Origin of the sequence: Paenibacillus radicis (ex Xue et al. 2023), from assembly GCF_024722015.1 — a bacterium.
GTDB lineage: Bacteria > Bacillota > Bacilli > Paenibacillales > NBRC-103111 > Paenibacillus_S.
In genome coordinates, this window is sequence record NZ_JANQBD010000014.1 from 37,717 (window position 1) to 49,931 (window position 12,215).

At 46.8% G+C, this 12,215-nt stretch carries 11 protein-coding genes; all 11 read right to left on the reverse strand.

Annotated features, from left to right (window positions below):
• Window positions 1-83: 83 nt before the first annotated feature.
• The 11 genes from NV381_RS19110 to iolC all read right to left on the reverse strand — a co-directional run bounded on the left by NV381_RS19110 (window position 84) and on the right by iolC (window position 12,161).
• Window positions 84-2,015: a putative bifunctional diguanylate cyclase/phosphodiesterase gene (locus NV381_RS19110; protein ID WP_258214873.1), complete on the reverse strand. Its 1,932-nt coding sequence runs from the start codon at window positions 2,013-2,015 to the stop codon at window positions 84-86.
• Between the two features lie 189 nt (window positions 2,016-2,204).
• Window positions 2,205-2,585, reverse strand: coding sequence for a DUF423 domain-containing protein (locus tag NV381_RS19115; RefSeq protein WP_258214874.1), 381 nt, complete (start codon window positions 2,583-2,585; stop codon window positions 2,205-2,207).
• A 160-nt stretch (window positions 2,586-2,745) separates the two neighbouring features.
• Entirely contained in the window at window positions 2,746-3,048 is a 303-nt protein-coding gene (locus NV381_RS19120; protein WP_258214875.1) for a hypothetical protein, read from the reverse strand.
• A gap of 116 nt (window positions 3,049-3,164) precedes the next feature.
• Window positions 3,165-4,181 carry an HD-GYP domain-containing protein gene (locus NV381_RS19125; RefSeq protein WP_258214876.1) on the reverse strand — a complete coding sequence of 339 codons (1,017 nt, stop codon included), beginning with the start codon at window positions 4,179-4,181 and terminating at the stop codon, window positions 3,165-3,167.
• Window positions 4,182-4,342: 161 nt separating this feature from the next.
• Window positions 4,343-6,709 (reverse strand): glycoside hydrolase family 95 protein, encoded by a 2,367-nt coding sequence (locus NV381_RS19130; protein WP_258214877.1) that lies wholly within the window; start codon window positions 6,707-6,709, stop codon window positions 4,343-4,345.
• A 279-nt stretch (window positions 6,710-6,988) separates the two neighbouring features.
• The gene (locus tag NV381_RS19135; protein ID WP_258214878.1) at window positions 6,989-7,180 is read right to left on the reverse strand and encodes a PIN domain-containing protein; all 192 of its coding nucleotides are present in this window, start codon (window positions 7,178-7,180) and stop codon (window positions 6,989-6,991) included.
• Window positions 7,173-7,427, reverse strand: a complete 255-nt coding sequence (locus tag NV381_RS19140) for a hypothetical protein (RefSeq protein ID WP_258214879.1) — start codon at window positions 7,425-7,427, stop codon at window positions 7,173-7,175. Before NV381_RS19140 ends, NV381_RS19135 begins: the two co-directional genes overlap by 8 nt.
• Window positions 7,428-7,683: 256 nt before the next feature.
• Window positions 7,684-8,718 (reverse strand): zinc-dependent alcohol dehydrogenase, encoded by a 1,035-nt coding sequence (locus NV381_RS19145; RefSeq protein WP_258214880.1) that lies wholly within the window; start codon window positions 8,716-8,718, stop codon window positions 7,684-7,686.
• Between the two features lie 108 nt (window positions 8,719-8,826).
• The gene (locus NV381_RS19150) at window positions 8,827-10,275 is read right to left on the reverse strand and encodes a CoA-acylating methylmalonate-semialdehyde dehydrogenase (RefSeq protein ID WP_258214881.1); all 1,449 of its coding nucleotides are present in this window, start codon (window positions 10,273-10,275) and stop codon (window positions 8,827-8,829) included.
• Complete coding sequence (locus NV381_RS19155) at window positions 10,272-11,117, reverse strand: class II fructose-bisphosphate aldolase (protein ID WP_258214882.1); 846 nt, start codon at window positions 11,115-11,117, stop codon at window positions 10,272-10,274. Before NV381_RS19155 ends, NV381_RS19150 begins: the two co-directional genes overlap by 4 nt.
• A 48-nt stretch (window positions 11,118-11,165) precedes the next feature.
• Window positions 11,166-12,161: a 5-dehydro-2-deoxygluconokinase gene (gene iolC, locus NV381_RS19160; RefSeq protein ID WP_258214883.1), complete on the reverse strand. Its 996-nt coding sequence runs from the start codon at window positions 12,159-12,161 to the stop codon at window positions 11,166-11,168.
• Window positions 12,162-12,215: the final 54 nt, after the last annotated feature.

Below are 12,215 nucleotides of genomic sequence, written 5' to 3' on the forward strand. Positions count from 1 at the left end.
ACCTATCGCCTTTTTATATGTAGTTCTTATCTGTACTATATGTATCGTGGCATGCTCCTTCCGCCCCACTCACTCGTTGTTCATTACGCTTGTCGCGTAGCAGCGGCTTGCTGATGGTTCATAAGCATCATTTCTAACTGCTCTGCAGCGAGAGGTCTGCTAAAGAAATATCCTTGAATTTCGTTGCAATTGTTCAAATGGAGAAATCCGAGCTGCTCTTCCGTCTCTACGCCTTCAGCAATAACCTTTAAATTCATATGCCTTGTCATCGCAATTATAGAAGCAACAATCGCCGCATCATTCGGATCCGTCATTATATCCCGGACAAATGATTGGTCAATCTTCAGCTTGTCTATAGGGAAGCGTTTCAGGTAAGAAAGAGAGCTGTAGCCGGTACCGAAATCATCAATACTGATTTTGATCCCAAGCTCCTTCAATTCAAGAAGGACGCCAATAGCATAATCAACGTCCATTGTGCTGCTCTCTGTAATTTCCAATTCCAGATAGGATGGGTCCAAGCCAGTCGACTCCAGCACCTCCGCTACCTGAGCGCATAAATTGGGCTGCAGAAATTGACGTGTGGAAATGTTGACCGAAACGGGCAAATGCGGATATCCCAGGTTTTGCCAAAGCTTGTTTTGACGGCAAGCCTCCCGCAGCACCCATTCGCCGATCGGTACAATCAAGCCGCTTTCCTCGGCAAAGGGGATAAAGTCCATTGGAGAGACCATCCCTCTCTCTGGATGCCGCCAACGGATTAGCGCCTCAAATCCAACGATATTACCGCTAACGATGTCCATCTGCGGCTGATAATGAAGAATCAGCTCATTTTGCAAAAGCGCCTTTCTCAGCTCATTTTCCATCGTCAAACGTTTTAACGAGATCGTCTTCATCTCTGAATTGAACACCTGGTAGTTATTTTTCCCTTTTTCTTTGGCTCGGGTTAATGCGATGTCCGCACATTTGGTTAAAGAGGCGGCGTCTTCTTGTTCTTCCTGGGAAAGAATCGCTACACCAATGCTTGCTGTAATATGCAATTGATACTGGTCATAGCTGAATGGCTCTTCGAGCACCTGACGAATGCTTTTCGCCAGATCATTAACCTGACCTGGATGAGCAAGGCCGGAGAAAAACAGGGCAAACTCGTCACCTTCCGTACGAGCCAAATAATCTTTGTCCGTAATACACCGGGTAAAGCGTTCTCCCAATTGCAGAAGAAGCATATCGCCGTAATCATGTCCGAAACTCTCATTAATGATTTTAAATCGATCGATGTCCAAATAAAATACGGCTACTAACTGATTAGTTTCGACAGCACTGGCAATAGCTTCGTTCAAACGAGTCATAAACAGCCTGCGGTTAGGCAGCCCTGTCATATCATCATAATAGGCCATGTGACGTATCTGCTCTTCGGTCCGTTTCCTTGCTGTAATATCTTGGCCTATGACTATAACCCCATTCACTTCTGTGCCATCCTGGATCGGAGCCGCGGTAATGTCAAGATCGACACGGTAGCCCTCCTTATGCTGAAGCATTGTCCTGAAGGATTGAGGCTCCCCCTTGCGGGCATCGCTCAGCCTCTCAAGAGTATGGTTGACGCTTTCTTTGCATAGTAAAACGTAAAAATGACTGTTTTCCAGCTCATGCTTGTTATAACCAATAATCCGTTCTATATTTCCGTTAACTTTGGTGATCATGCCATATACATCAATTATACAAACGACATTAGGATTGTGCCTGAATAAAGATTCAAATAATGCTCCGCTATCCACTAAACCGTCTTCCAAAGCCTTCTTTCCCTCAATAGAAGCAGGTTCGGAAATATCTTTCACATTACTTCGAATCCAAAAATTTCGATAAATGAAGCCAGCCAGAACAAAAAAGGTAATAATACAAAAGCCCCATGCCAATGGATGTTGAACTCGCCATGCCATCCAAACCGAAATCGAAAAATACACTAAGAATGGCACATAATACTTACTCGGCACTGTTCTGGTACCAGCCGCTTTTCTCATCTTGAGCTCCCCTCTGATGACATGCTTCGACAAAGAAATCAATTACCAATTTCTACATCTATAGTCCTAATTCCTGCATGAATGTATAAAAATTAACCTTGACCTAATAAATCCCGCTTAGGGAGCCCCGAAACATATAAATGCTATATATGCAAAAAAATCCGGCTGCATGAGTCAGCCGAATTTTCATTATTTCTGTTTATGACGAAAAGCAGCTACAGCTACTAAAACCCAGCCTACCAAAAATGATACTCCTCCAAAGGGTGTGATAGCTCCCAGTATCTTAATATCCGTAAGACTAAGTACATACAGACTTCCTGAAAACAGCACAATGCCCGTTAGCAGAAACCAGCCCGCTCTGATGAGGTACTTACTGCCCGGCATAAAACCGGCTGCAATACCAAGTGCAATCAAACCTACAGAATGCATCATCTGATACAGCACACCCGTTTGAAAAACAGTCAGATTGCCCGGCGTCAACACATCCTTTAACATATGAGCCCCAAAGGCACCAAAGGCAACCGAAAGAAACGCACAAATACTCCCTATTGCCACAAATCTTGCATTCATTTATATTCACCTCCGGTTCAAATAGTTGCTGCCTTTTATCATAAAGGATTTTGTTGAAGTATGCCAATTTAGCTCCAAGCAAGCTCCTCAAGCAAAACCGGCCCATAAAAAAGAGACTGCACGCATAAGCGTACAGCCGGAATTCAATACTTTAAAATTTTTATACTATCTCGCCAACGTCATGCTGACCGATAATCAGTACGACAGGCTCAAGATATGCACGGGTTGTTGCAGGCTTTACCAGCAGATCGATTTCAATATCAACAATTTTACTGCGCTGCTGCTTGCCGGTTCTTTTGTCCTGAACGACTTCAAACTGCTGCAATCCCAATTGATACGTAATAACAGATGAACCTACCGCAATAGCGGAAAGCTCATGCTCGCCGTGCTCAAACAGAACCTCCGAGATAATCTCATCATTCATATCAACAATTTTGACGGACTGGCAAATGGAATATTTCATACATTTTATCCCCTCTCAGGTTCACTGATGCTTTTATCCCTATTCGACACAATATGTCAAAATTCCTGCAAACTTGAGTACTTCGCATCATATTTTTAAATAAAGCGCTTAGAAGCTTAACCTAAGATTTCTTGTAAGTTAATAGATCGTTCTTTGCTTAAATCAATAAAATAACTGTCTACCTTCATCAAGGGTCTGATTGGATCGAAACGGTTCGCCATGACAATAGTACCTTTTCTTCCGTCTGTCAGCAGCGCTTCATTTCCGACCATCGACTCCATCATTCTGTTCATAAACACAAAGAAAATTTTAGCGTTAAACTTGCCATACACATCGGAATGCATCTGTCTGATAACTGAAAATAATGAAGATGCCGCGTGATAGGATCTTTGTGAGGTCATTGCGTGGAATACATCGGCTATACTGACAATTTGGGTGAGATCATCAAGCTTGTCCGCTTTCACTCCAAAGGGATACCCGCTTCCGTCCTCACGTTCATGATGCTGCAAGGCAATTAATGCAACTCGGTGAGGAGCGCCGGCTATGTTTTTTAGCATCTCGTAGCCAAGGATGGTATGTCTTTTCATTAATCGGTACTCCGTATCCGTCAGTTTCCCAGGCTTATGTAAAATTTCATTCGAAACTTTCATTTTACCCACATCATGCAGCGTTGCACCCAATATCAGCATATATAATTCGCTCTCATCCAGGTTCATCCATTTGCCGATAAGTGTGGCTAACACACCTACTCCGATGTTATGCTTGTACGTATAATCATCCTTGGACCGTAGCCCACTGAGTAAACGAAACAAATTAGCTGACTCTGCCACCTTTCGGATTCCAGGTACAAGTGATTTCATAATCTGCTTTAATGGGATGGAGTTTTCATAACGAATCGCCTCGAAAATTTCTTTGACTTGGTTGGAAGCATCTTCAATTAGACGGGCAACAGGATCGGGGACGGCTTCATGATCTTTTTGGACCCAATACTCAATCTCTCTAAGATCAACCCGATGGTTCATCAGTTTGCGGATGTCCTCTTCCTTTAGCTTCGTATTCGCCGGTACCAACAGGTTGCCTACCCGATTGTAAATGTCTTTTTTAATCGAAACTCCGATCTTGACCTGCGCCATACATCCACCCCCAAGGTTTTTTTCGTCCTCCAGATTAGATCATGCTGCGCAAATAATTACTAATATAAGTAAAACATAACAAAATAAAACAACCCTGTCGAGGTCAAAAAGAGCCGTTCGACAGGGTTCTGCTAAAGTTCTGATTTTATCTTACTTTTCGCTTAATTGATTGGAACAAGGCGGTAGGTTTCGCCTTTTTGCACATCGAATTCGAGCACTGATCCATCAAACACCGCATTTACTTTCTCATCTCCAAGACTAACGGCAAGCTCAGTTTCAGAATAGATTCGGCATAGCCCAGCGCTGGAAGCTTCAATAAATGCTTGCTGCAATGATCCATTGCGCCATTCAAGATCAACCTCGTATCCTCCTCTGGCTCGAAGCCCTTTGAGACTTCCGTTCGCCCAAGCTTCAGGAAGCGCAGGAAGCAGAGCTATGACTCCACCATGCGATTGCAGCAGCATTTCTGCAATTCCAGCCGCGCCTCCGAGATTACCATCAATTTGGAATGGAGGATGGGCGTCCAACAGATTCGGATAAGTCGATTTGATCAGCAACTGACGTACATTCTCATATGCAAGGTTACCTTCGGCTAATCTGGCCCAGAAATTAATAATCCAAGCCCTGCTCCAGCCAGTATGCCCGCCCCCATGGGAAAGACGTCGTTCAAGTGTGCGTTTGGCTGCCAGAGCCAACTCCGGTGTGCGGCGCACATCGATTTGCTCGCCCGGATGCAACGCAAACAGCTGGGAAATATGGCGATGCCCTGGATCATACTCCTCGTAATCCTCCAGCCATTCCATCACTTGACCATGCTTGCCCGTTTCAATACCTGGAATACGTTCCAAAGCGCTGCTCAGCTCCGCTCTGAATGATGGATCACAGCTTAATAGGTCCGTTGCTTCGATACAAGCATTAAACAAAGTCCGTACAATTTGCAGGTCCATTGCCGGACCCATGCACACATTCCCCGTAATTCCATTGGGTAAAATAAATTTATTTTCGGGAGATATGGAAGGTCCTGTAATTAAACGCCCCTTCTCATCTTCCACCATATAATCCAGCAGAAATCTGGCTGCCTCTTTCATTATCGGGTATGCGCGCTTGGAGAGGAACTGCTGATCCAGGCCGAAGCGGTAATGCTCCCACATATGAAGAGATAACCAAGCCGCTCCTAATGGCCATATCGATGCGGTTACGAGAATTCCTTCGACATGCGTGTCGCCCCAGAGATTCGTATTATGATGAGCAACAAAGCCGCCGCAGCCATAAACTTCCTGTGCCGTCAGCCTGCCGTTCGGAAGCATGCGCTCTATTAGCTCAAATAAAGGCTCATGGCATTCCGTTAAATTGCACAGCTCTGCAGGCCAATAATTCATTTGAGTGTTAATATTAATTGTATATTTGGACTCCCATGGGGGAGTGTAGCTGTCGTTCCAAATCCCTTGCAAAGTAGCTGCAAGACTTCCCGGACGTGAGCATGACAGCAGCAAATATCTGCCGTAATTGAAGTATAGCTGTACTAAACCAAGATCGTCTTCACCATCGCTATCCTGGAGACGTTTAAGACGGGCATCAGTGGGAAGAGATACAGGTAAAGCCGCTTCCAACACTTCAGATGAAGCAACTGCGATTGCATCCTGTTCTACAGCCCCGGACAGCTTCAGTCGTACTCTGCCGAACATAGCCGAGTAATCTGCTATGTGCACTTGCTTAAGCTGCTCATAAGGCTTCAGTGACGCTGCTGCCAGCTGCTCCAAACATACCTTCTCCGGATCTTCATAACGGAAGGTGGTTTGAGCTGCAAGCAGCAATGTTACAGCGTCTGCATTTTCAATAGATAGAAAGTCACCGATTGTTTGAACGCGGCCTCCTTCTACAACTGCTTTCAGACCCGCACGAAACTTAACTCCCTCTGTGCCGCATTCTCCCAGCAGCATAATGGTATCGTCGGCCAGTTTCTTAGTTCCGGCATCAAAGGGCCGTCTCATAAGATGAGCACCGAACGTTAGACCGCCAGGTTTATTTGTCGTAAATCTGACCGCTACAATTTGGTCCACTGCACTGCTGAAATATTCGCGTTTATATTCAAATCCATCAAGCTTGTATGTAACGCTGGCTATAGCAGTCTCCAAATCAAGCTCCCGATGGTAAACCTCGGGCTGACGCTCATGGCCCAGCATATAGATCAACAAATCACCCAGAGGCTGATAGGGGTGTAAATATTTAGGCGCGGACATTAAGCCCATCCGGCTCAAATGCTCAGCTTCCTGCTGCTTGCCTTCAGCTAGAAGGCGCCGAATCTCCGGCACGTATTGAAGGGCCTCCGAATTATTGGCCCGTTTGGGCCCCCCATACCATATCGAATCCTCATTAAGCTGAATTTTCTCTTGTGCTATGGTTCCAAATACCATCCCTCCGAGTCGTCCATTACCTATGGGCAGCGCTTCCTGCCACTTTCCCGCCGGTCCCTTATACCATAAAGTATTTTGACGGTTGTCCACCGCTTGAGTTTGCTTGCTGAACATAACTAAAAAGCTCCTTTCACTTAAAACCGCATAAAATTTAATGAATCACACTTTATCTGATCTATTCTACCCTTTTCATCTGTGAATACCATGCAGTATTTTCACTTATATTTGCATAATAATAAGATGTTACTACTAAATAAATGCAAGTTTTCAATTAAAGACAGCTTCGGATCAGACATAGAAACCGCCCCGCCACCAACAAAGTTCTGGGGTCTAGGACATTTGAACTGAATATTTAAAAACCTCCGCCAATGATCGGGGAGGTTACCGGATTAACTATGCAATTCTGTAGGTTTTTTCATCGTCGAGATTAGGGTACGAGTATATCTCGATGTAGGTCACAGCTGCGTACAATATGTCTGTGTCTTGCTGTTCCACTAACTGGATTAAGTATTGCACTGCACTAGGTATGCCTGCAACAACATATAGCCAAATATTTGTATCAATGACGACTTTATTTCTAAGCATCTCGATCCTCTTCGTCCTTTCTTGAACGCAGAGCTTCTTTCATAAAAGGATCAGATAATGGGATTTTACCTGCTACTTGTTTAATGATATCGCATTTATTAAGTGTCGGTAATCGAATGATGGCTTTACCCTCTGAGAATTGAATCTCCACTTCATCATTTGATGATGCATGCAAGCCCTCCATCAAGAAATCTCTTAATGACGTAATATCATTTAATGTCATTTTCGTTACTTCTCCGTCATTCATATACGTTCACTTCCCCTTTATAATACCGTTTAATAATGACACATCACTACATTTATTATACATTACAAACCGTATTATTTCATGCAGCAATAAAGGCTATAGCTACAGAATATCTATCTCAAACCTCCAGCCTGATTATCCATAACTCAAGTTCACACAGCTTTTTGTATTTATAAAGAAAACAGAGGAAAGGATTGAAGTGTAAGGGGCTCACCCTCGCATCTTGCCTCCTTTCCTCTATTTTCTTGTTCACTACTTACTCATCATAAGTCAGAAGCACTTTCAAACCGCGCTTCATTTCACAAATGTCGAAGCCCTCTCTCCACTGACTTAATGGAATCGTATGCGTGACCGTTTGCAGCAGGGGCAGCCTGCGCTGCCGCAGCAGCTGAAGCGTGCGGCTCCAGGTTTGCATCGAATGAGCGAGAGAACCAACTACTTGCAGCTGCTTGTACAGGATTGTATCAAAGGCCAGGCGAATCTCCTTGCCCAGAATACCTACCTGGACGTACCGTCCGCGCCGCTTCACAGCCTGCAAGCAAGCAGCAACGGAAGCTTCGACTCCGGCGCATTCCATCGCTACATCGACCCCGCGGCCATCCGTCTCGCGCTGAATGACCTCCTGCAGATTCTCCTGCAGGACGTCCACAGTCAGCGCCGCCCCCAGCTGCATCGCCATATCCAGACGCAGACGGTCCTGCGTCGTTCCGGCGACGATCACTTTGCAGCCTTTGGCAGCGAGCAGCAGAAGGCAAAGTGTGCCTATGGGACCTGGCCCGGACAGCAGAACCGTATCGCCGAGGTGGATGTCCGTCAGCTCCTCCACTGCCTGCACAGCGCAGGCCAGCGGTTCGGCTAACGCTGCCTCCTCCAAACTAACGTCATCAGGCAGCTTATGTACCTGATCGTCCCGCACCACAGCGTACTTCGTAAACGCTCCGTTCACTCCATGCCCCATCCCGCGACGGATCGGGCAAAACATATAATACCCCTGCCGGCAATAGTCGCAATTGCCGCAGGTAACCGCCGTAGAAGGATTAACGGCTACACGGTCTCCTACGCTTATATTAGTTACAGCAGCTCCTATTTCGGCAATTACACCCGAAAATTCATGCCCCAGAATGACCGGGGGATAATTCTTGAATGAATCATGCAGAACATGCAGATCTGTACCGCAAATACCTGTGAACTTAACCTCGATTTTGACATCGTGGTCACCGCAGCTCGGTTCAAGTACGTCGATTAACTCGACATGACCCGGCCCTGGCTCTGTTTTGACAAGAGCTTTCATCCGTTCTTTCTCCTCTCAGGGAACCTAGATGCTTAGGATGCAAGGAAGCGCAGAATAACGGTTTAGAGGTTATTCCACGCTTCCATTGGATAGTTTGAATATTTCTATTTAATAACGGGCAACAACCATTTTTTTGCGTGTATAAAACTCTACGCCGTCTTTGCCATTGGCATGCAGGTCGCCGTAGAATGACTTTTTATAGCCGGAGAAAGGGAAGAACGCCATAGGTGCGGGAACACCGACATTAATGCCCAGCATCCCTGCATCGATATTATCGCGGTAATGTCGGATCGCCTTGGCGCTGTCCGTATACAAGCAGCCGCCATTAGCAAATTCCGAACGATTGGCGATAGCAATAGCTTCATCCAAGCTTTCCGCACGAACTACAGACAGGACGGGAGCAAAAATTTCGTCGCTCCAAATTTTCATATTCTCATTTACCTCATCAAAAACAGTAGGTCCGACGAAATAACCGGATCCTTCTGCTGCTGCCACATTCCGTCCATCCAAAGCAAGCTTGGCGCCCTCTTGCTCACCACTTTCGATGTACCCAAGGGTACGGGCTTTGTGGGTATCGCGGATAACAGGACCGAGGAATACGCCTTCGTCCATTCCATTACCGATGGAAATAGCTTTGGCCGCTTCGACTAGCCTGTCAACCAACTCGTCTCCAACAGAACCTACAGCAACAACAACGGAGGTAGCCATGCAGCGCTCACCCGCAGATCCGAAAGCAGCATTAACGATCTCTTTGACCGTAAGATCCAGATTGGCATCCGGAAGTACGATGGAATGGTTTTTGGCGCCAGCAAGAGCTTGCACTCTTTTACTGTTGGCAGCTGCGGTTTTGTACACATATTCGGCAACCGGCTGCGAGCCGACGAATGAAATCGCACTGACATCTGGATGTTCCAGCAAGCCGTTAACGACATCGTGAGCTCCATGTACGATGTTCAACACCCCTGCTGGCAGACCCGCTTCCGTGAACAGCTCCGCCAAACGGTTGGCAAGCATTGGCGTACGCTCCGAAGGCTTCAGCACGAACGTGTTACCGCAGGCAATAGCAAGCGGGAACATCCAGCACGGCACCATCATCGGGAAATTAAACGGCGTAATGCCGCCTACTACCCCGATTGGATAACGGTGGAAGTTGGATTCAAGCCCTGTTGCGATATCCGGCAGCGTGCTGCCCATCATCAGCGTCGGTGCACCGGCAGCGAACTCGACGCATTCAATACCGCGCAAAACTTCGCCTTGTGCTTCGGATAATGCTTTGCCGTTCTCGCGAGTTACGAGCTCAGCCAGCTCCTGCCAATGATCGACCAGCAGCTGCTGGTATTTGAACAATATTCTGGCGCGTCGAGGAACGGGTACCAGCTTCCATTCTTGAAAAGCAGCTTTGGCTGCAACGACAGCGCGATCCACATCTTCCTTCGATGAATGCGGTACTCTGGCAATCGTCTCCCCTGTAGCCGGATTCGGTACAGCGTCTGTATGTGCGGAAGCGGCTTCAACCCACTCGCCGCCGATAAAATTTCTCAATGTTGGTATTGTCATTGCCCTTTCCCCCTGCATCCCATAATAATCAATTTCTGTTTGGCTGTTGCTTCCACTGCGGCCATTGGCTCTTGAAACAGGCTGACCCGGTCAAATGCCTTTGGATTTTTTTCCATTTCTGCCCGCATGGTATGTCCAAAAGCCATACGCAATGCGGTTCCGATGTTGATTTTGCCAACTCTTGTTTTAACAAGCTTCTCCAAATCAGGATCCGGTACCCCGCTTGATCCATGAATAACGAGCGGCACCGTGACACGGTCTTGAATCCGCTGCAGCAGTTCAAAATCTATGCTTGCTCCTTGTGTTTCCATCCGATGCACCGTTCCAACGGACACGGCTACGGCGTCAATTCCTGTCTCACGCACGAAAATCTCAACTTCCTCCGGATTAGAGAGGATATGCTTCATTGCGATGGATGGGTCGGTGTAGCCGACAGATCCTATTTCCGCTTCTACGGATACGCCATGAGCATGAGCATAATCGGCGATTTCCTTCGTAGTTCGGATGTTATCCTCAAGAGACAGCTGCGAGCCGTCATACATAACCGAGCTGAAGCCATGGCTGATTGCGTCCATGCAGGATTGCAAATCCTTGCCGTGATCCAGATGAACGCATACCGGTACGGATGCGTTCCGCGCGGCCACCAGCATCTGCGGGGCCAAATAAGCCAAAGGCATATGCTTCAATGCCGGCAGGTTCGCAGCAATGATAACCGGAGCACCTACCTCCTCGGCTGCCCGGATCACCGGCAATATATCCTCATAACCGTAAACATTGAAGCCCGGTATAGCGTAATCGCTGTCCGCAGCACGGTCTACGATTTCTTTTAACGTAACTAACATGATGATCTTCTCCCTTTCCCTTCATCCAACGCTTGCTTGCAGCCGTACTTATTTCGCTGGATTCGCGTCAATGATTGCTTGAATTTGCTCGACAGTTGGCATGGCATCCGAACAGCTGTGGCTTGACACGACGATCGAAGCAGATGCGCTTCCGAACTCTTGACTGCGATCTACTTCCCAGCCATGCATAATGCCGTAAATAAATGCCCCGGCGAACGAATCGCCTGCACCAAAGGTTTTGACGACATTGGCAGGGAACGTTCTGCCCGTCAGCACCCGTCCATCCTTCGTAAACGCTACAGAGCCATCTCCACCGTGTTTCACCAGCACAATTTGGGCATGATGACTGAACCATTTTTGCGCGGTTGCTTGATCATTATGCTGCAATGGCCCATGAACGGCCTCCATCAAGTCAAACTCTTCTCTGCCGCCTAAGATGACATCGCTCTTCTCAGCGACTAGTCCGCAGTACACGCCCGCTTCCTCACGCGTTGTCCAGCTATAAGGGCGGTAATCAATATCGAAGAACACAACTACATTATGCTTTCTAGCCAGCTCAATAGCTTTAAACGCAGCTTCTCTGGACGGACTTTTGGCGAGAGCGGTACCGGAAATCAGTATGGATTTGGCGCTTTTTATATAGTCCTCGGATACGTCGCCTGGCTCCAGCTTAAAGTCTGCCACATTATCGCGATACATCAGAATACTGCATTCGGTCGGTGACAAAATCTCGGTAAAAGCCAACCCTGTTACACTGCCTGAACGGTCAGTAATAACACTTGAGGTGTCGATGCCCTCTTTTTCCAAATATCCGGTAATAAAACGACCGTGCTGATCATCCGATACGCGGCCAATAAAGCCTGTCTTCATACCCAAACGGGCCATTGCGATAGTAATGTTAGCCGGAGATCCTCCGACATATTTGGTAAAAGTGCGGGTTTCTTCCATAGGACGATGAATTTCATTAGCGTTCAAATCGATACATAAGCGCCCTAAACCGATGAAATCAACGGTGCGATTTGGTTCAAAAGATAACAGGCTCATAAGAGATAAGAGTCCCCTTCCATGACATGATAGATGCAAAAGTGAGTATAGACG